14 protein-coding genes, 1 pseudogene and 1 riboswitch are annotated in these 19,871 nt (G+C 69.9%); of the genes and pseudogenes, 10 read left to right on the top strand and 5 right to left on the bottom strand.

The features are described 5' to 3' along the window. Positions 1–170: 170 nt before the first annotated feature. On the bottom strand, positions 171–1,247 hold the full coding sequence (locus tag OG798_RS34660; RefSeq protein ID WP_075028853.1) for an SIS domain-containing protein: 1,077 nt from the start codon (positions 1,245–1,247) through the stop codon (positions 171–173). Between the two features lie 327 nt (positions 1,248–1,574). On the opposite strand from OG798_RS34660, the gene nagB reads away from it, so the two are divergent. Beyond that, complete coding sequence (nagB, locus tag OG798_RS34655) at positions 1,575–2,360, top strand: glucosamine-6-phosphate deaminase (protein ID WP_328758212.1); 786 nt, start codon at positions 1,575–1,577, stop codon at positions 2,358–2,360. Positions 2,361–2,475: 115 nt separating this feature from the next. Here the strand turns inward: nagB and OG798_RS34650 are convergent, their stop codons facing one another. The 4 genes from OG798_RS34650 to OG798_RS34635 all read right to left on the bottom strand — a co-directional run bounded on the left by OG798_RS34650 (position 2,476) and on the right by OG798_RS34635 (position 8,125). After that, positions 2,476–3,987: a glycoside hydrolase family 3 protein gene (locus OG798_RS34650; RefSeq protein ID WP_267062783.1), complete on the bottom strand. Its 1,512-nt coding sequence runs from the start codon at positions 3,985–3,987 to the stop codon at positions 2,476–2,478. A gap of 9 nt (positions 3,988–3,996) precedes the next feature. Further along, the gene (locus OG798_RS34645; protein WP_067368696.1) at positions 3,997–4,845 is read right to left on the bottom strand and encodes a carbohydrate ABC transporter permease; all 849 of its coding nucleotides are present in this window, start codon (positions 4,843–4,845) and stop codon (positions 3,997–3,999) included. Next, a complete protein-coding gene (locus OG798_RS34640) occupies positions 4,842–5,828 on the bottom strand; it encodes a carbohydrate ABC transporter permease (protein ID WP_095852670.1) in 987 nt (328 codons plus the stop codon). The genes OG798_RS34645 and OG798_RS34640 overlap by 4 nt, the downstream gene beginning before the upstream one ends. Before the next feature lie 1,010 nt (positions 5,829–6,838). Next, positions 6,839–8,125, bottom strand: a complete 1,287-nt coding sequence (locus OG798_RS34635) for an extracellular solute-binding protein (protein ID WP_121415055.1) — start codon at positions 8,123–8,125, stop codon at positions 6,839–6,841. 424 nt (positions 8,126–8,549) lie between these two features. Here OG798_RS34635 and OG798_RS34630 point away from each other — a divergent pair, with 424 nt between their 5' ends. From OG798_RS34630 to OG798_RS34590, 9 genes and pseudogenes are all read left to right on the top strand, one after another. Continuing rightward, positions 8,550–9,314, top strand: a complete 765-nt coding sequence (locus OG798_RS34630) for a GntR family transcriptional regulator (RefSeq protein ID WP_054228140.1) — start codon at positions 8,550–8,552, stop codon at positions 9,312–9,314. 116 nt (positions 9,315–9,430) lie between these two features. Further along, positions 9,431–9,712 carry a DUF3311 domain-containing protein gene (locus tag OG798_RS34625; protein WP_095852672.1) on the top strand — a complete coding sequence of 94 codons (282 nt, stop codon included), beginning with the start codon at positions 9,431–9,433 and terminating at the stop codon, positions 9,710–9,712. Continuing rightward, positions 9,709–11,319 (top strand): monocarboxylate uptake permease MctP, encoded by a 1,611-nt coding sequence (gene mctP, locus OG798_RS34620; protein ID WP_267062781.1) that lies wholly within the window; start codon positions 9,709–9,711, stop codon positions 11,317–11,319. Before OG798_RS34625 ends, mctP begins: the two co-directional genes overlap by 4 nt. Before the next feature lie 311 nt (positions 11,320–11,630). After that, positions 11,631–11,906 (top strand): annotated as a pseudogene (locus tag OG798_RS34615) (GNAT family N-acetyltransferase); the annotation flags it as partial. 52 nt (positions 11,907–11,958) lie between these two features. Beyond that, positions 11,959–12,097, top strand: a riboswitch (cobalamin riboswitch). Positions 12,098–12,217: 120 nt separating this feature from the next. Further along, positions 12,218–14,617, top strand: coding sequence for a ribonucleoside-diphosphate reductase subunit alpha (locus OG798_RS34610; RefSeq protein ID WP_095852673.1), 2,400 nt, complete (start codon positions 12,218–12,220; stop codon positions 14,615–14,617). Continuing rightward, positions 14,617–15,630 (top strand): ribonucleotide-diphosphate reductase subunit beta, encoded by a 1,014-nt coding sequence (locus tag OG798_RS34605; protein WP_267062780.1) that lies wholly within the window; start codon positions 14,617–14,619, stop codon positions 15,628–15,630. The genes OG798_RS34610 and OG798_RS34605 overlap by 1 nt, the downstream gene beginning before the upstream one ends. Positions 15,631–16,037: 407 nt before the next feature. Next, complete coding sequence (locus tag OG798_RS34600) at positions 16,038–18,119, top strand: putative Ig domain-containing protein (protein ID WP_121415057.1); 2,082 nt, start codon at positions 16,038–16,040, stop codon at positions 18,117–18,119. A 99-nt stretch (positions 18,120–18,218) separates the two neighbouring features. Then, positions 18,219–18,677 (top strand): hypothetical protein, encoded by a 459-nt coding sequence (locus OG798_RS34595; protein ID WP_095852675.1) that lies wholly within the window; start codon positions 18,219–18,221, stop codon positions 18,675–18,677. Positions 18,678–18,894: 217 nt separating this feature from the next. Further along, positions 18,895–19,857, top strand: a complete 963-nt coding sequence (locus tag OG798_RS34590) for a GlxA family transcriptional regulator (RefSeq protein ID WP_095852677.1) — start codon at positions 18,895–18,897, stop codon at positions 19,855–19,857. Positions 19,858–19,871 lie beyond the last annotated feature (14 nt).

Genomic DNA, 19,871 nt, shown 5'->3' with positions numbered 1-19,871 from the left:
CCACGTGCCGCGTCCATGCGCCTGCGGATGTTTGTTGTTGTCTCTTTATCGAACTTCCAACAGCATCCACCACGCAGACTAGCCCGGTTCGGCCCCCGGTGGGGACCGGATCGGCTCATGAACGGAGCCGGATCGCCGTGGCTCGTCCACCCGCCCGGAGGACGCGTCGGTCAGCGGGTCTCCGTCACCTTCGCCAGGGCGCGCGGCGCGTCCGGGTCCTGGCCGCGGGCGATGGTGACCTCGTAGGCCAGGAGCTGGAGCGGAAGGATCTCAAGGATCGGCTGGAGCTCCTCGGCCACCCCCTCGGTGGGCAGGACGAACCCGGCCGAGGCCTGCTCCACCTGGGCCCGGGGGCCGATGACGACCAGGTCGGCGCCGCGCCCGCGCAACCGGTCGAGCACGGGCTGGAGCGCCTCGCCGCCCTTGCCGTCGGTGACGACCGCGATGACCGGGGAGATGTTGTCGACCATGGCGAGGGGGCCGTGCAGCAGATCGGCGCCGGAGTACGAGAGGGCGGGGATGTAGCTGGTCTCCATCAGCTTCAGGGCGGCTTCCTTGGCCGTGGGGTAGCCGTAGCCGCGCGAGGTGATCACCATCCGCTCGGCGAAGCGGTAGCGGGAGGCGAGCGTGCGGATCTCGTCCTGGCGGGTGAGGAGGTGCGCGGCGAGATCGGGCAGCGCCTTGGCCGCGGCGCCGTCGCCGCCGCGCAGTCCTTCGACGAAGAGATAGAGGGTGAGGAGGGAGGCCGTGTAGGTCTTGGTGGCGGGCAGGGCCTTCTCGGGTCCGGCCATGATGTCGAGGTGGTACTCGGAGACGGCCGCCAGCGGTGAGTCCGGGTTGTTGGTCACCGCGAGCGTGATGGCGCCGGCCTCACGGGCGGCCCGGGTCGAGGCGACCAGGTCCGGGGAGCCGCCGGACTGGCTGACGGTGACGACCAGGACGTCGGTGAGATCGGGCCGCGCGCCATACGCCGTGGTCGTCGACATCGAGGTGAGCCCGCACGGCAGGCCCAGCTGGATCTCCAGCAGGTACTTCGCGTACAGGGCGGCGTTGTCGGAGGTACCGCGGGCGGTGAGCAGGACGAAGCGGGGCTCGCGGGCCGCGATCTGCCGGGCCACTTCCTGGATCCGCGGCGCGCCCGCCTCCAGGATCCGGCGCAGCACGTCGGGCTGCTCGGCCATCTCGCGGGCCATGATCCGACCCGGGCGGTCGTCGTCGGTCCGGGGGTCCGGGGTAGGGGCGGACATGGGGCCTCCTGGGGACGTTCCGGTCGTACGCGTCGACCGTGGGCCGGTACGGGGTGGAGCGCGGTGGTGCGGGGTGGTGCGTGCGGTGCGTGCGGTGCGGATCTCGAGGATCGGTATCAGCATCTCATCGCCTGTGGGCAGGACTTTGTCGGGTGTGCCGTTACTCATGGGGGTGGCGAGCGGGCGTCCGGGCGGCGGGCCTGGACGCATCGAGAAGCCGGCGACGGACGACGGGCCGCGGGTGGAACTCCTTTGCTAGATTGGTCTACACCACATGTGTTCCCTCGCGGTTCCCGGCGAGCCCCTCTCCAGATCGGCAGGCCCAGCGTGGAAGTTGTCATCGTTCCCGGCGCCAAGGCGGGCGGCGAACTGATCGCCGAGGCCATGGCGGAGCTGCTCCGGCGCAAGCCCGACGCTCTGCTCGGCGTGGCCACCGGCTCGACGCCGCTGCCCATCTACCAGGCGCTGGCGGCGAAGGTCGGCTCCGGTGCCGTGGACGCCTCGCGGGCGCGGGTCGCCCAGCTCGACGAGTACGTGGGACTGCCGGCCGAGCACCCCGAGTCGTACCGGTCGGTGCTGCGGCGCGAGGTGCTCGAACCGCTCGGGTTGGGCATGGACGCGTTCATGGGCCCGGACGGCACCGCCGTGGACGTGCAGGCCGCGTGCGCGGCGTACGACAAGGCGCTGGCCACGGCCGGCGGCGTCGACCTCCAGCTGCTCGGGATCGGCACCGACGGGCACATCGGGTTCAACGAGCCCTGCTCCTCGCTGGCCTCGCGGACCCGGATCAAGACACTGACCGAGCAGACCAGGGTCGACAACGCGCGGTTCTTCGGGGGCGACATCGAGCAGGTGCCGCACCACGTCATCACCCAGGGCATCGGCACGATCCTGGAGGCGCGGCATCTCGTCCTGCTGGCCACGGGCGAGGGCAAGGCGGACGCGGTCGCGGCGACGGTGGAGGGGCCGGTGGCCGCGGTGTGCCCCGCCTCGGCGCTCCAGCTCCACCCGCACGCCACGGTCGTCGTGGACGAGGCCGCCGCGTCCAAGCTGAAGCTGGCGGACTACTTCCGGCACACGTTCGCGAACAAGCCGGACTGGCAGGGGATCTGACCCCGAGGGCGCGAAGAAGGGCACGGCGGGGAAGTAGAAGAACGAGGAAGGTGCCGGACCACTGAGGTCCGGCACCTTCCTCGTTCTCCTTCTCGGTTCTCCTTCTCGCGGGCCGTCACTCCCCCGCGATGACCTCCGCCGCCGCCCGGCCGCACACCCTCGCCGCGCCGTGCGTGGCGATGTGGAGGGCGCCTCGGGGCGGGGCCTGGGGGATGCCCATCTCGACCACGATCGTGTCGGGGCGTTCCCCCAACAGTGTGTCCAGGGCGGCCGCCATCCAGGGGTGCCGGTGTTCGTCGCGGACGACGGCGACGACGCGGCGGCGGCCCGCGGCGGCCAGGACAGCCGTTGCCGCCCCCTCCCCCGCGAAGCTGCCCGTCTCCGTGCCGGGCAGCAGCCGGGCCAGTTCCGCGGCCACGCCCCAGGGGGTCTCGTCACCGACGGCGATGTTCGCCACGGGGGTGAAGGCGGCGACGAACGGCGCCGCGCCCACCGGCTCGTACGACGGCGCGCGTGTCACCGTCAGCGCGCGTCGGGCGGCGACGAGCCCCACGTCGGCCGGCTCCCGCTCGGCGGCCGGCGGGGCCGCGGAGGCCGCCGCCGTCCAACGGGCCAGCGCCCGTACCCGCTCCGCCGCGTCCGCGAGGCGCTCCTCGGGGAGTTCACCGGTGCGCACCGCCGTGACGAGGGCGTCGCGCAGGCGTCGTACCGTCTCGTCGTCCGCGAGCCCGCCGCCCACGCAGATCGCGTCCGCGCCGGCCGCGATGGCGAGGACGCTGCCCCGCTCGATGCCGTACGTCCCGGCGATCGCCTGCATCTCCATGCCGTCGGTGACGATGAGGCCGTCGTAGCCGAGTTCCTCGCGGAGCAGGCCGGTGAGGATGCGGCGGGAGAGGGTGGCCGGGCGGTCCGGGTCCAGCGCCGGGACCAGGATGTGCGCGCTCATCACGGCGCGTGTGCCCGCGGCGATCGCGGCACGGAACGGGGCGAGTTCGCGGGCCTCGATGACCGACAGGTCGGCGTCGATGCGCGGCAGCGCGTGGTGCGAGTCGACCGCGGTGTCGCCGTGGCCGGGGAAGTGCTTGGTGCAGGCCGCGACGCCCGCGGACTGGAGCCCGGTGACGTAGGCGGCGGTGTGCCGGGCCACCAGGTCGGTGTCGGCGCCGAAGGACCGTACGCCGATGACCGGGTTGTCGGGATTGGAGTTCACGTCCGCGGAGGGGGCCCAGTTCAGGTTCACCCCGCAGGCCGCGAGGCGGTGGCCGAGTGCCGAGGCCACCTCCCGCGTCAGCTCCACGTCGTCGACCGCGCCCAGCGCGTGGTTGCCGGGGTAGGACGAGCCGGCGCGGACCTCGAGGCGGGTGACGTCGCCGCCCTCCTCGTCGATGGCGACCAGGACGTCGTCGCGCTCCGCGCGCAACTGGGCGGTCAGGGCCGCGAGTTGTTCGGGAGAGGCGATGTTCCGGCCGAACAGGCCGACGGCGGCCAGCCCTTCGCCGAGGCGGCGCAGCAGCCAGTCGGGGGCGGTGGTTCCGGTGAAGCCGGGCTGGAGGACGGTGAGCGCGTCGCGTGCCAGGCCGTTCTGGTCGGAAGAGGACGCGGTCGTACCACTGGCGAGTGTCGTCATCGGGGGGCGTTATCCCTTCACGGCGCCCGCGGTCAGCCCCGCGGCCATCTTGCGCTGGACGATGAGGAAGAGCACGACGATCGGCACGGCCATCATCGTGGCGCCGGCCATCATCGGGGCGTACTCGGTGCCGTGCTTGGTGGTGAAGTTGCCGAGCCAGACGGTGGCGGTCTGGTGCTCCTGGCTCATGAGCATCAGGGCGTAGAGGTACTCGTTCCAGGCCTGGATGAACGCGTACACGGACGTGGCGACCATGCCGGGCGCGAGCAGCGGGAAGACCACCCGTATGAAGGCTCCGGTGCGCGAGCAGCCGTCGACCATGGCCGCCTCCTCCAGCTCCTTCGGGATGTTGACGATGAAGCCGCGCAGCGTCCACACCGTGAAGGGGAGGATGAAGGTCAGGTACGTGATGATCAGGCCGGTGAGCTTGTCGTACTGATTCAGGTCGTTGAGCAGCAGGAAGACCGGGATGATCATGGCGACCAGCGGGATCATCTGGACCGCGAGGATGCCGACGATCACGATCTTGCGGCCGCGGAAGGCGAAGCGGGAGATGGCCAGCGCGGCCAGCATTCCCACCACGACGCCGATCACGACGACCGACAGGGAGACGATCAGGCTGCGGCCGACGGGGCCCCAGAAGTCCGCGATGTCCAGCGCGCGACGGAAGTTGTCGAGCGTGAGCCCCGTGGGGAACAGGCTCGGGTCCGGGTCGATGGCGTCCTTCGCCGGCTTGAACGCCGTGTTCAGCATCCAGTAGACGGGGAAGCCCGCGGTGACGAAGACGAGGAGGCCGAGGAGGTTCCAGCCGAGCTTGGACTTCCCCCGGCGCCGGCCCGCCGTGGCGAGGGTGCTCATTCGACCTCTCCGATCTGCAGCATCTGACGCATGTACACGGCGACCACGCCCAGCAGCAACAGCACGGTCAGCAGGGCGATCGCCGACCCCTGCGCGTAGTCGTTGACGACGAAGGCGCGGTCGTAGGAGTACGTGGTGAGCAGTTGGAACTCCGCCTCCGGGTGGCCGCCCCGCATCACGAAGACCTGCGGGAAGACGCCCATGTCCCAGATGACGGAGAGCGTCGTGAGCATCACGACGATGGGCTTGAGGATCGGGAGCGTGACGTAACGGAAGACGCCCCAGGCGCCGGCGCCGTCCAGTCGGGCCGCCTCCTCCAGTTCGCTCGGCACCTGGGTGAGCCCCGCGCTGAGCGTGATGACCACGAAGGGCACCGCGCCCCACACCACCAGGAGCATGATCACGGCCAGTCCCTGGGGGCCGCTCGCGAACCAGTTGTGGCCGATCATGTCGACGCCAGGCAGCTTGCTCAGCAGCGCGTTGAAGACGCCGTAGTCGGAGTCGAAGAGCCACTTGAAGACGGTGGTGGCCACGATGATGGGCATGCCCCAGCTGGCCACCAGCGCGATGTTGATCAGCGTCTTCACCCAGCCCGAGACGCGCTGGAGGAGCAGCGCGATCAGCATGCCGATGACCATGGTGAAGACGACGGACCCGACGGCGAAGACGATCGTTCGGACGACGACCGTCCAGAACTCGCTGTCGCCCAGCACCTTGCCGAAGTTGTCGAAGCCGACCGACTCGGCCGGCTGGAAGCCCCACAGCTGGGACTGCCCGAACTTCTGGAAGGAGAGGGTGACCAGGCGGACCAGGGGATAGCCCATGACCAGCGCGAGGATCAGCAGACAGGGCGCGAGCAGGGCCCAAGGGGCCGCCGCTCCGCCCGAGGTCCGCCCTCTGCGTGGCGCCTTCGGGACGGCCGGTGGCGGTGCCTGCCGCGGCGGCGGCACCTTGGCGGGGGTGGTCGTGTCTGCGGCACTCATCGCGCGCTCCTCAGCGGTCCCTCAGGTCGTACGTGGTCGAAGCCCCGCACGGGGTCGTACGCGGGGCAGGCCCCACACGGTCGAACACAGGCGAAACACGCCCGGGCCGTACGCGGCCGGCGCCTCGCACGGTCGTACGCGGCCCGGCTCCGCACGGTCTGAGCGGGGGCGGACCCTCGCGATCGCGCACGGGGCGGACCCTCGCGGTCGTACAGGGCCCAAAGCCCGGCGCGGTCGTATCCGGGCGAAAGCCACCCAGGTCGCACACGGCCCGAGCCCCGCGCGGTGGTGCACCGTCCGAGCCCCGCACGGGTCGTGCACAGTCCGAACCCGGCACGGTCGTGCACGGTCCGAACTCCGCACAGGTCGCACACGGCCCGCCCCGAACAGGTCGCCCACCGGGGCCGACCCTCTCGGTCGTACGCGGTCCGAACCCCGCGCGGTCGTGCGCAGTTCGAACCCCACGCGGGTCGTGCACAGGGGCGGACCCCCGCGGTCGCACACGGGCCGAGCCCGCGCAGGTCATGCACGGGGGCGGGCCCCCGCGGTCGTACGCGGGGCGCTCGCCCGGGCGGGGCCTCTCGGTCGTGCGCGGGGCGGCCCGGTCGGTCCTGCCCCGCCCTGCCCGGTCCTGCCCTGCCCGGTCCTGGCCCGGTCCGAGTCCGGTGCGGGTCGTGCGTGATCCGAACCTGGTGCGGTCGGTTCCGGTCGGGGGCCGCCCGGGTCGTATACCGGCCGGACCCATTCGGTCGTACGCGGCCCGGCCTCGCACGGTCGTACGTGGCCGGGGCCCCGCGCGGTCGTACGTCGCCGGGACCCGCATGGTCGTACGGGAAGCGGCAGGAACCCGGGCCCGAAGAGGGCCCCGGCAGGCGCGCCCGGGAACAGCCCGGGATCGCCCCGGACGTACTCGGACGTACCCCTGGAGGCACACCCCGGGCGGACCCGGGGCGGACCCCGGGTGAAAGCCCCGGGCGTGCCCCGGGGTCCCACCACGCCCCGCGCTCACGTCACTTGGTGTTGATGACCTTGTCGATCGCGGCGTCCGCGTCCTTCGCGGCGGCCTCGACCGACTTCTTGCCGGTGCCGATGTTCTGCAGCATGGTCTGCAGGACCTGAGCCTTCTCGACCTGGCCCCAGCCGGGAGCCATCGGCACGAACCAGTTGGACTCGGCCGCGGTGGCCGGAACCACGGTCGCCGGGTCGTTCTTGAGGGTGGCGAGGTCGGTCTTGTTGTTGGGCAGGTTGCCCTTGGCCATCAGACCCTTCTGACCGGCGGAGCCCGTGAAGGCGTTGATCCACTCGGCGGCGAGCGCCTGCGCCTTGGACTTCACCGGGACGGCGAGGTCGGAACCGCCGAGGAAGACGGGGAGGTTCTTGCCGGACGGGCCGGGCATCACGAAGTTCTCGAGGTTGCCCTTGAGCTTGCCGGTCTTGTCGTTCTTCGGGTCCTCGGAGGTCGCACCCTCCCACGCGGCGCCGAAGATCATGGCGGACTTGCCCTGGCCGTAGACGATGTAACGGTCGGACTCGTCCTTGGTCTTGTCTCCGTGCATGTACTTGTCGACGATGGTCTTCCAGTCGTTGAGTCCCTTGATGGACTCCGGAGACGACAGGCTGGCCTTCCACTGGCCGCCGTCCTCCTTGGCGATGGAGCCGCCGGCGTCGTAGACGAAGGACATCGCGGCGTACCAGTCACGCGTCGGCTGGTACCAGGCGTTGAACTTGCTCCCCTCCTTCTTCTGGATCTTGTCCAGGTCGGAGATGAGCTCCGTGTACGTCTTCGGGGGCGTCTTGACACCGACCGAAGCCGCCACGTCCTTGCGCCAGTTGCCGACGCGGCCACCGGCGTAGTACGGCACGCCGTAGGTCTTGCCGTCGTAGGTGACGGAGGCCTTCAGGCCGTCCAGCCACGCGGCCGAGTTGTCGAGCTTCGACGCGTCGATGGGGGCGAAGGCACCCTTGACCATGTAGCTGAGCATCTCGGTGTTGCCCATCTCGACCACGTCGGGCGCCTTGTCGGTGGCGAGGACCGCGTCGAGCTTGGTGTTCTTGTCCGGCCAGCCGTAGTACTCGTGGTTGATCTTGACGCCCGGGTGCGCCTTCTGCACCGCCGCGTCGGCGGCCTTCACCAGCTCGGGCCAGTTGTTCTGCGCGTCCACCGTGAGCCAGACGGTCAGTGCTTTGGCGTCCGCGCCCTTGTCCGACCCCCCGGACTTGTCGTCGCTGCTCCCGCACGCCGCGATGGAGACCATCATGCCCGCGATACCGATCGCGGCTGCCAGCTTCCGCTTCACGCCACCCTCCTCAGGGATGCCATAAACCCCCCTGCCCACCGCGGTGACACATGCCGAAGCGCTGCCGAGTACTGCCCGTGGGACTGGGACTGGACCAATGGTGTAGACCAGTACGGGGAGCTTGGCCTAGACCTAGAGGGGTGTCAAGGGTGTGTAAGCCCGACTGGTCGTCCGTTATGGGACCTACATATGCAAGGACCTTTAAGTAGGTAAGTGGCATAAACGGCGGGGCCGTTCAGCGGCCTCACGTGCCTCTCGGTCGACCCGAGTCCACACTATGGACTAGACCAACGGGTACGCCGACGGTATATAGAGGGGATCACGGAGCGTGCGGGGGACACTCGCACACGAAGCCGTGCCACGATGTGAGCCGTGACCGACGGGATGTCGGTCGCTTCGGCACCCGGAGCCGGGAAGGCAGAGCATGAGCACCGACGTCAGCAGTGCGGAGAACGAGGGTGGGGCCCCCATCCGTACCGCGCGCGTGCCCAAGTACTACCGCCTCAAGAAGCACCTGCTCGACATGACGGAGACACTGCCGCCCGGCACGCCCGTACCGCCCGAGCGCACCCTCGCCGCCGAGTTCGACACCTCGCGCACGACCGTGCGCCAGGCCCTCCAGGAACTGGTCGTCGAGGGCCGCCTCGAACGCATCCAGGGCAAGGGCACGTTCGTCGCGAAGCCCAAGGTCTCCCAGGCGCTCCAGCTCACCTCGTACACCGAGGACATGCGCGCCCAGGGCCTTGAACCCACCTCGCAGCTCCTGGACATCGGCTACATCACCGCCGACGACACCCTCGCCGAGCTGCTCGACATCTCGGCCGGCGGCCGGGTGCTGCGCATCGAGCGGCTGCGCCTCGCGAGCGGCGAGCCGATGGCCATCGAGACGACCCACCTCTCCGCGAAGCGCTTCCCCGCCCTGCGCCGCAGCCTGGTGAAGTACACGTCCCTCTACACCGCGCTCGCCGAGGTGTACGACGTCCATCTCGCCGAGGCCGAGGAGACCATCGAGACCTCGCTGGCCACCCCGCGCGAGGCCGGCCTGCTGGGCACCGACGTCGGTCTGCCCATGCTGATGCTCTCCCGGCACTCGCTGGACCGGCAGGGCGAGCCGGTGGAGTGGGTGCGGTCGGTGTACCGGGGCGACCGGTACAAGTTCGTGGCACGGCTCAAGCGCCCGCAGGAGTAGCGCACCTGCCACGTTGCGCGGACCGAGATACGGACGAGGGGTTCCGCTTGGCTGACACCGTCGCCTAGATTGCCTGCGCATTGCACAGGTGAACAGCGAGGGGACGGAGTCGCCGTATGTCAGACGTGTCGGACGTGTCAGACGCGCCGAAGGTCGAACCGCCGGTGGTGACACCGATCCGGGTGGTCATCGCCCTGTGCCTGATAGCCCCGTTCGTGGCGATGCTGTGGGTCGGCTCCTACGCCAAGACCGACCCGGCGTTCATCGGCATCCCGTTCTTCTACTGGTACCAGATGCTGTGGGTGCTCGTGTCCACGGCGCTCACCGTGACCGCGTACCAGCTGTGGCAGCGTGACCAGCGCGCCCGCGCGTCCCAGGGCGGGGGTGCGGCGAAGTGAAGGACGGCGTGAACGGCGTCGCGCTCGGCGTCTTCATCTTCTTCTTCCTGGCCGTCACGGTCATGGGCTTCCTGGCCGCGCGCTGGCGCAGGGCGGACGACGAGCACAGCCTCGACGAATGGGGCCTGGGCGGACGGTCGTTCGGCACCTGGGTCACCTGGTTCCTGCTCGGCGGCGACCTCTACACGGCGTACACCTTCGTCGCCGTACCGGCGGCGATCTACGCGGCGGGCGCGGCCGGCTTCTTCGCCGTTCCGTACACGATCCTCGTCTACCCGCTGATCTTCACGTTCCTCCCCCGCCTGTGGTCGGTCTCCCACAAGCACGGATACGTGACGACCTCGGACTTCGTGCGCGGGCGCTTCGGTTCGAAGGGTCTGTCCCTCGCCGTGGCCGTGACCGGCATCCTCGCGACCATGCCGTACATCGCGCTCCAGCTGGTCGGCATCCAGGCCGTCCTGGACGTGATGGGCGTGGGCGGCGGCGAGAACACGAACTGGTTCGTGAAGGACCTTCCGCTCCTCATCGCGTTCGGCGTGCTGGCCGCGTACACCTACTCCTCGGGGCTGCGGGCGCCCGCCCTGATCGCGTTCGTGAAGGACACCCTGATCTACATCGTGATCGCGGTGGCCATCATCTACATCCCGATCAAGCTGGGCGGGTTCGACGAGATCTTCAAGGCGGCGAGCGACAAGTACACGGCGGCGGGGGCGGGCGGGCTCGTGCCCGCCCAAGCGGGCCAGTGGACGTACGCCACGCTCGCGCTCGGCTCGGCGCTCGCGCTGTTCATGTACCCGCACTCGATCACGGCGACGCTCTCCAGCCGCAGCCGTGAGGTGATCCGCCGCAACACCACGATCCTTCCGCTCTACTCCCTGATGCTGGGGCTGCTTGCCCTGCTCGGGTTCATGGCGATCGCGGCCGGGGTCAAGGTCACCAACGGCCAGCTCGCCATACCCCAGCTCTTCGAGAACATGTTCCCGGACTGGTTCGCGGGGGTGGCCTTCGCGGCGATCGGCATCGGAGCGCTCGTGCCGGCGGCCATCATGTCCATCGCGGCCGCGAACCTCTTCACCCGCAACATCTACAAGGACTTCATCAAGCCGGACGCGACTCCGCAGCAGGAGACCAAGGTTTCGAAACTGGTGTCGCTCCTTGTGAAGGTGGGCGCGCTGGTCTTCGTCCTGACGATGGACAAGACGGTCGCGATCAACTTCCAGCTCCTGGGCGGGATCTGGATCCTCCAGACCTTCCCGGCGCTGGTCGGTGGCCTGTTCACCCGCTGGTTCCACCGCTGGGCGCTGCTCGGTGGCTGGGCGGTGGGCATGCTGTACGGCACGCTCGCCGCGTACGGGGTCGCCTCTCCCACCCAGAAGCACTTCGGCGGCAGCTCGAAGGAGATCCCGGGCATCGGGGAGATCGGCTACATCGGTCTGACGGCGTTCGTCCTGAACGTCGTGGTCAGCGTCGTCCTCACCCTCGCCCTCCGCGCCTTCAACGCGCCGGACGGCGTCGACGAGACGTCTCCGGAGGACTACACGGCGGACGCGGGCGACCCGGGCGTCGAGACGGAGCTCCCACCGGCCACGGCCGGTTCCACCCACTGAGCCCGGGGGCTGCGCCCCCAGACCCCCGGGTGAGCGTGTTGGCTGCGGGTGGGTGGGGGCTTGGCGCGCAGTTCCCCCGCGCCCCTGGGGCACGGGGCTGCGCCCCGGTGCCCCAGGCTTTTAGGGGCGCGGGGAACTGCGCGACCAGCCCCCACCGCCCCGCAGCCGAAGAACCGCGCCAACAACCCCCACGGGCCGTCGGACACAAATCCGGCGGCCCGTTCCGCACCCTGTTGCGCACTCGCCGGCATGGACATCCGCATCGGAGAAGCCCACCGCCGCGGAGGTCCTCGTCGCCATCGACCACGACCGACCTGGCTTGCCCCGGCGAAGCCGAGATCCGCATGCTCGCCGTCGCACGCGAGTCCCGCGGCCGAGGCGCCGGCGAGACCCTCGTCCGCGCCCGCGTCGACCCCGCACGCGCCACCGACGGCTGCGTACGCGTCGTGCTCTCCACCCAGCGCACCATGCACGCCGCCCACCGCATCTACGAACGCCTCGGCTTCACCCGCACCCCCGACCGTGACTGGAACCCGCTCCCGGACCTCGACGACATCACTCTCCTCACCTACGAGTTGACACTCTGACACCGGCACGACACAACATCTGGTGGTGTCACGGCAGCCCGGCACAAGATGTATGCTCATGCTCGCTGTCGCCGCAGGGGAATCCGGTGCAAATCCGGAACTGTCCCGCAACGGTGTACTTGTACGTGTTCGCACGCCCGCGCCCATGTACTCGCGTCAGTCCGAGGACCTGCCGACAGCGCGCCCGGCCATCCGGCCCGGGTGCATGACGTCCGGGCCTCGCGGAATGGGCCGGTGGACGCGACGCCGTGTGCGCTCGTGAGCTGCCCTGCCCTCCGCCAGGCCCCGTGCCGAGCGAGGGAGAGCCCCAAGTGACCATCGCGCCAGCCGACCCGGCTTCAGCTACCGCTTTCGCACAGCAGGAGCGGAAGCAGGTCCTGGTGGAGACGGACGGTCCCGGTACCACTCTGCTGCGTACCCTGACCGACCTCACCGCCGACCTCCCCGACGCCGACCCCGGCCGGGTCGCCGCCGCCGCGCTGCGCGGCCGGTCCGCGCACGCGGACGACACGGAGCTGCGCGAACTGGCCACCGAGGCGGCCGCGGGCCTCATCTCCGAGGACCCCGTCTACTCCCGGCTGGCGGCCAGGCTGCTGACGATCAGCATCGCGGCGGAGGCCGCCTCGCAGGGCGTCACGTCCTTCTCCGGGTCGATCGCCACGGGTCACCGCGAGGGCCTGATCGCCGACCGCACGGCGGAGTTCGTCCGGCTGCACACGGCCCGGCTGGACGCGCTGATCGACACCGACGGCGACGACCGCTTCGGCTACTTCGGCCTGCGCACCCTGCACAGCCGCTATCTGCTCCGGCACCCGATCACCCGCAAGGTCGTCGAGACGCCCCAGCACTTCATGCTGCGCGTGGCGTCGGGCCTGGCCGAGGACGACACGAACCGGGCCCTGGACGAGGTCGCGGCGCTCTACGGGCTCATGAGCCGCCTCGACTACCTCCCCTCCTCCCCCACGCTGTTCAACTCCGGTACGCGGCACCCGCAGATGTCGTCCTGCTACCTCCTCGACTCCCCGCTGGACGAGCTGGACTCCATCTACGACCGCTACCACCAGGTGGCCCGCCTCTCGAAGCACGCGGGTGGCATCGGACTTTCGTACTCCCGGATCCGTTCGCGCGGTTCGCTGATCCGCGGTACGAACGGGCACTCCAACGGGATCGTCCCGTTCCTGAAGACCCTCGACGCCTCGGTCGCCGCGGTGAACCAGGGCGGCCGGCGCAAGGGCGCGGCCGCGGTCTACCTGGAGACCTGGCACTCCGACATCGAGGAGTTCCTGGAGCTGCGCGACAACACCGGTGAGGACGCCCGCCGTACGCACAACCTGAACCTCGCGCACTGGATCCCGGACGAGTTCATGCGCCGGGTCGACACCGACGGGCAGTGGTCCCTCTTCTCGCCCTCCGACGTGCCCGAGCTGGTCGACCTGTGGGGCGACGAGTTCGACGCGGCGTACCGCAGGGCGGAGGCGGCCGGCCTCGCCAAGAAGACCATCCCGGCCCGTGACCTCTACGGCCGCATGATGCGTACCCTCGCGCAGACCGGCAACGGCTGGATGACCTTCAAGGACGCCGCCAACCGCACCGCCAACCAGACGGCGGAGCCGGGCCACACCGTCCACTCCTCGAACCTCTGCACCGAGATCCTGGAGGTCACGGACGACGGGGAGACGGCGGTCTGCAACCTCGGCTCGGTCAACCTGGGCGCCTTCGTGGTCGACGGGGACATCGACTGGGAGCGGCTGGACGAGACGGTCCGCACCGCCGTCACCTTCCTCGACCGTGTCGTCGACATCAACTTCTACCCGACCGAGCAGGCCGGCCGGTCGAACGCGAAGTGGCGGCCCGTCGGCCTCGGCGCGATGGGGCTGCAGGACGTCTTCTTCAAGCTGCGCGTCCCCTTCGACTCCCCGCAGGCCAAGGCCCTCTCCACCCGGATCGCCGAGCGGATCATGCTCGCCGCGTACGAGGCCTCGGCCGACCTCGCGGAGCGCAGCGGCCCGCTCCCGGCCTGGGAGAAGACCCGTACGGCCCGTGGCGTCCTGCACCCCGACCACTACGGCGTGGAGCTGACCTGGCCGGAGCGCTGGGCGGCCCTGCGGGAACGTATCGCCGCGGTCGGCATGCGCAACTCCCTCCTCCTCGCCATCGCGCCGACCGCCACCATCGCGTCCATCGCGGGTGTGTACGAGTGCATCGAGCCGCAGGTGTCCAACCTGTTCAAGCGCGAGACGCTCTCCGGTGAGTTCCTCCAGGTCAACTCCTACCTGGTGGACGAGCTGAAGAAGCTCGGCGTGTGGGACGCGCAGACCCGCGAGGCGCTGCGTGAGTCCAACGGCTCGGTGCAGGGCTTCACTTGGGTGCCGCAGGACGTCCGCGACCTGTACCGCACGGCCTGGGAGATCCCGCAGCGTGGCCTGATCGACATGGCCGCCGCCCGCACCCCGTTCCTGGACCAGGCCCAGTCCCTGAACCTCTTCCTGGAGACGCCGACCATCGGCAAGCTCTCCTCGATGTACGCGTACGCCTGGAAGTCGGGCCTGAAGACGACGTACTACCTGCGCTCCCGCCCGGCGACCCGTATCGCGCGCGCCGCCCAGGCGCAGGCCCAGCCCGAGAAGACCATCCCCGTGCAGGTGATCCCCGACGAGGACGCCGTCGCCTGCTCCCTTGAGAACCCCGAGTCCTGCGAGGCCTGCCAGTAATGAGCTCCATCGAAAAGAACCTGCTCGACCCGGGCTTCGAACTCACGCTCCGCCCCATGCGCTACCCCGATTTCTACGAGCGCTACCGGGACGCCATCAAGAACACCTGGACCGTGGAGGAGGTCGACCTCCACTCGGACGTGGCCGACCTCGCGAAGCTCTCGCAGGGCGAGCAGCACATGATCGGCCGGCTGGTCGCGTTCTTCGCGACGGGTGACTCGATCGTGTCGAACAACCTCGTGCTGACCCTCTACAAGCACATCAACTCCCCCGAGGCGCGCCTGTATCTCTCCAGGCAGCTGTTCGAGGAGGCAGTACACGTCCAGTTCTATCTGACCCTGCTGGACACCTACCTTCCCGACCCGGAGGACCGCGCCGCCGCCTTCGACGCCGTCGAGAGCATCCCCTCGATCCGCGAGAAGGCCGAGTTCTGCTTCAAGTGGATGGACTCGGTGGAGAAGCTGGACCGTCTGGAGACCAAGGCGGACCGGCGTCGCTTCCTGCTCAACCTCATCTGCTTCGCCGCGTGCATCGAGGGCCTCTTCTTCTACGGCGCCTTCGCGTACGTCTACTGGTTCCGCAGCCGGGGTCTGCTGCACGGTCTCGCCACCGGCACCAACTGGGTGTTCCGCGACGAGACGATGCACATGTCCTTCGCCTTCGAGGTGGTGGACACCGTGCGCAAGGAGGAGCCGGAGCTCTTCGACGACCAGCTCCAGCAGCAGGTCACCGACATGCTGAGGGAGGCCGTCGAGGCCGAGCTGCAGTTCGCGCGCGACCTGTGCGGTGAGGGTCTGCCGGGCATGAACACCGACTCGATGCGCCAGTATCTGGAGTGCGTGGCCGACCAGCGTCTCCAGCGTCTCGGCTTCGCCCCGGTGTACGGCTCCGAGAACCCCTTCTCCTTCATGGAGCTCCAGGGCGTCCAGGAGCTGACCAACTTCTTCGAGCGCCGCCCCTCGGCGTACCAGGTGGCGGTGGAGGGCTCGGTCGGCTTCGACGAGGACTTCTGACGGACGAGGACCTCTGACGGGCAAGAACTTCCGTCGGTACGAGGACTTCTGACGGTACGACACCGGTGATGCCGGGCCGCATGTCGCGGCCCGGCATCACCGCGTCTCGTCCATGGACCGTCCATGCACCGTCCATGGACCCCCTATGGGGCGGCAAAGTTCTTCGGGCGTGGCTATCCGGGCGTCATCGGCCCCGGTTAGGTTCTGGCCGTCCTGACATGTCACGTACAGCGGCACGACAGGGCAACTGAATTGGCATGCCCATGGCACATCCGCTCTTCTCTCACGCTACGCGCGTCACGGGCCTGCCACGCAACGCCGAGAACCCCCACTTCCGGCTGTGGAGCCGTGCACGGCCCTACCCCGGCCCGCACGGCACCCGCCTCAAACCGATGGAGGCAGCACCCATGCGTGAGACACCCCCCAGCAGGCCCGCCCGGCGACTGCGAAGACTTCTGACCGCCGCCGCGCCCGCCCTCGCCCTCACGGTCGCCGGACTCATGGCGGCCCCGGCCGCGAACGCGCAGCCGGCGCCGACCACCGCCAAGCCCTCCCGGGCCGCCCAGAACGCGAAGGCCCTGACCGCCCCGGCCGCGCAGGCCGTGCACTCCACGGGCAAGGCGGGCCAGAAGGTGCCGACCACGCACCTGTGCGGTGCCCCGACGGCCGGTCACGCGGCCTGTTTCGCGCAGCGCCGCACCGACATCAAGCAGAAGCTGGCCGCCACGATCTCGCCGAACGCCGCCGCCGCGGTGTCCGGTCTGAGCCCGGCCAACCTGCACAGCGCCTACAACCTGCCCTCCACCGGCGGCTCCGGCCTGACCGTCGCCGTGGTCGACGCGTACAACGACCCCAACGCGGAGTCGGACCTCGCGACCTACCGTTCGCAGTTCGGCCTGTCGGCCTGCACCAAGGCCAACGGCTGCTTCAAGCAGGTCAGCCAGACCGGCTCGACCAGCTCCCTGCCGACCAACGACACCGGCTGGGCGGGTGAGGAGGCGCTCGACATCGACATGGTCAGCGCGGTCTGCCCGAACTGCAACATCGTCCTCGTCGAGGCCAACTCGGCCACCGACTCCGACCTCGGCACCGCCGAGAACGAGGCCGTGACGCTGGGCGCGAAGTTCGTCTCCAACAGCTGGGGCGGCTCCGAGTCCTCCTCGCAGACCAGCGAGGACACCTCGTACTTCAAGCACCCGGGCGTCGCCATCACCGTCTCCTCCGGTGACTCCGCCTACGGCGCCGAGTACCCGGCCACGTCCCAGTACGTGACGGCAGTCGGCGGCACCGCGCTGTCCACCAGCTCCAACAGCCGCGGCTGGACCGAGTCCGTGTGGAAGACCAGCAGCACCGAGGGCACCGGCTCCGGCTGCTCCGCCTACGACGCGAAGCCGAGCTGGCAGACCGACACCGGCTGTTCCAAGCGCATGGAGTCCGACGTCTCCGCGGTCGCCGACCCCGCCACCGGCGTGGCCGTCTACGACACCTACGGCGGCTCCGGCTGGGCGGTCTACGGCGGCACGAGTGCCTCCTCGCCGATCATCGCGGGTGTGTACGCCCTCGCGGGCACCCCGGGCTCCAGCGACTACCCGGCGAAGTACCCGTACTCCCACACCTCGAACCTGTACGACGTGACCAGCGGCAACAACGGCTCCTGCTCGCCCTCGTACTTCTGCACCGCGGCCACCGGCTACGACGGCCCGACCGGCTGGGGCACCCCGAACGGCACCACCGCCTTCGCGTCGGGCACCAGCACCGGCAACACGGTGACCGTCACCAACCCGGGCAGCCAGTCCACCACCACCGGCGGTTCGGTCAGCCTGCAGATCTCGGCGAGCGACAGCGCGGGCGCGACCCTCACCTACAGCGCGAGCGGTCTGCCGACCGGCCTTTCGATCAGCAGCTCCACCGGTCTGATCTCCGGCACCGCGAGCACGGCCGGTACGTACAGCGTCACCGTCTCCGCCTCCGACAGCACGGGCGCCTCCGGCTCCGCCTCCTTCACCTGGACCGTCAGCACCTCCGGCGGCGGCACCTGCACCTCGGCGCAGCTGCTCGGCAACCCGGGCTTCGAGTCGGGCAACACCACCTGGAGCGCCAGCAGCGGCGTGATCACCAACTCCAGCAGTGAGGCCGCGCACGCCGGTTCGTACAAGGCATGGCTGGACGGCTACGGCTCGACGCACACCGACACGCTCTCCCAGTCGGTGACGATCCCGTCCGGCTGCAAGGCCAGCTTCACCTTCTACCTGCACATCGACACCGCGGAGACCACCACAAGCAGCCAGTACGACAAGCTGACGGTCACCGCCGGATCGACCACCCTGGCGACGTACTCGAACCTCAACACCGCCTCCGGCTACGCCCAGAAGACCTTCGACCTGTCCTCGTTCGCCGGGTCCACCGTCACCCTGAAGTTCAGCGGTGTCGAGGACTCCTCCCTCCAGACCAGCTTCGTCGTCGACGACACCGCCGTCACGACCAGCTGACCAGTGGGGCCCTGGCCGGCGTCGCGGCCAGGGCCCTGTGTCCCTGTGTGGATCCTGATGCGGGGGTGGCACGTCCAAGCGACAAGGAGGTGCCACCCCATGCGCCGTACGACCCACCATCGGATCCTCGCCCTCACGGCCCTGACGCTGCTCCTCGCGGGCTGCGGCACACAGGGCGGCGGTGACGCGGGCGGCAGCCGCAGCGTGTCGCCGTCCCCCACGACGAGCCACCCGAGCTGTGACACGGCTCCCGCGGAGCTCGGCGCCGCCGACACCGGCCACACGTACTGCCTCACGGCCGGCGGCGTACTCCGCCTCACCCTGGACGGCACCACCAGTCGGCCGTGGACACCCGTCAAGGTCAGCGGCACCGGGCTAGAGGCCACCAACAGCGGCGTCGTCCTTCAGCCGGGCGACGCGAGCTCCGCCTTCAAGGCGGTCTCGGCGGGAACGGTCCACCTCGCCTCCTCCCGGCCGCTCTGCGCGACCGCCCCGGGCAAGGTGTCGTGCAAGGGCATTCAGGAGTGGACGGTCACGGTGCTGGTCACGAAGTCCTAGCTGACGGTCGATGCGCCGCTCGCGGGCCGTGCCGATCAACGCGGGCAGGGCCAGGACCACGAAGAGCGCGAGGACGGTCAGGATTCCGACGGTGGTGTCCGAGTTGTCGATGAGCATCTTCATGAACACCACTGTCGTACCACTCGCCCTTCGGCGTCAGTGGCAGGACTGCCGCACACCCTCGATTTCCTGCCACTGACGAGGCACACTGGCGGACATGCTGAAAAACGTGGCCGCGGTCCTGCTCGACGGTGTGCACCCCTTCGAACTCGGGGTCGTCTGCGAGGTGTTCGGCATCGACCGCAGCGACGACGGCCTGCCCGTCTACGACTTCGCGGTCGCCTCCGCCGAGGGCCCGACCCTGAGCACCCACGCGGGGTTCTCGCTGACCACGGAGCACGGCCTGGAGCGGCTGGAGAGCGCCGACCTCATCGCTCTCCCCGCCGGGAACTCCTATGTGACCCGGTCCTATCCGCCCGAACTGCTCGACGCCCTGCACCGCGCCACGGACCGCGGCGCCCGGGTGCTCAGCGTCTGCTCCGGTGTCTTCGTGCTCGGCGCGGCCGGGCTCCTCGACGGGCGGCGCTGCGCCGTGCACTGGCACCACGCCGAGGAGCTCACCCGGCAGTACCCGAAGGCGATCGTCGAACCGGACGTGCTGTACGTGGACGAGGACCCGGTGATCACCTCGGCCGGCACCGCCGCCGGAATCGACGCCTGTCTGCACATCGTCCGCAAGGAACAGGGCCCCGAGGTCGCCAACGCCATCGCACGCCGTATGGTGGTGCCCCCGCACCGGGACGGCGGGCAGGCCCAGTACATCGAGCGCCCGCTGCCCCGCTCCACCTGCGACACGGTCGGCGAGGTGCTGGTATGGATGGAGCGCCACCTCGACCGGGAGGTGACCGTCGAGCAGCTCGCGGCCCGCGCCCACATGTCCCCGCGCACCTTCGCACGCCGGTTCCAGCAGGAGACCGGCACCACCCCGTACCGCTGGATCCTGCGCCAAAGGGTGCTGTTGGCACAGGAGTTGCTGGAGGCGTCGGACGAGACGATGGACGCGATCGCGGGCCGCACCGGGTTCGGCACCGCGGCCGCGCTGCGCCACCAGTTCGTCCGGAGCCTGGGGACGACCCCGCAGGCGTACCGGCGCACGTTCAGGGGCCCGCGGGCTGCCTGAAGGCGCACCGGTAC

This window comes from Streptomyces sp. NBC_00271, from assembly GCF_036178845.1.
Lineage (GTDB): Bacteria > Actinomycetota > Actinomycetes > Streptomycetales > Streptomycetaceae > Streptomyces.
Note: the sequence above shows the minus strand (reverse complement) of the source record. Positions and strands in the feature narration are given on the sequence as shown.

What these genes read in the sequence shown, in the direction of transcription:
- OG798_RS34605 (WP_267062780.1), top strand. Translation starts at nt 14,617, where the DNA reads ATGAGCTCCATCGAAAAGAACCTGCTCGACCCGGGCTTCGAACTCACG.
- OG798_RS34625 (WP_095852672.1), top strand. Translation starts at nt 9,431, where the DNA reads ATGTCAGACGTGTCGGACGTGTCAGACGCGCCGAAGGTCGAACCGCCG.
- OG798_RS34640 (WP_095852670.1), bottom strand. Translation starts at nt 5,828, where the DNA reads ATGAGTGCCGCAGACACGACCACCCCCGCCAAGGTGCCGCCGCCGCGG.
- OG798_RS34600 (WP_121415057.1), top strand. Translation starts at nt 16,038, where the DNA reads ATGCGTGAGACACCCCCCAGCAGGCCCGCCCGGCGACTGCGAAGACTT.
- OG798_RS34595 (WP_095852675.1), top strand. Translation starts at nt 18,219, where the DNA reads ATGCGCCGTACGACCCACCATCGGATCCTCGCCCTCACGGCCCTGACG.
- OG798_RS34660 (WP_075028853.1), bottom strand. Translation starts at nt 1,247, where the DNA reads ATGTCCGCCCCTACCCCGGACCCCCGGACCGACGACGACCGCCCGGGT.
- OG798_RS34650 (WP_267062783.1), bottom strand. Translation starts at nt 3,987, where the DNA reads ATGACGACACTCGCCAGTGGTACGACCGCGTCCTCTTCCGACCAGAAC.
- OG798_RS34645 (WP_067368696.1), bottom strand. Translation starts at nt 4,845, where the DNA reads ATGAGCACCCTCGCCACGGCGGGCCGGCGCCGGGGGAAGTCCAAGCTC.
- OG798_RS34590 (WP_095852677.1), top strand. Translation starts at nt 18,895, where the DNA reads ATGCTGAAAAACGTGGCCGCGGTCCTGCTCGACGGTGTGCACCCCTTC.
- OG798_RS34630 (WP_054228140.1), top strand. Translation starts at nt 8,550, where the DNA reads ATGAGCACCGACGTCAGCAGTGCGGAGAACGAGGGTGGGGCCCCCATC.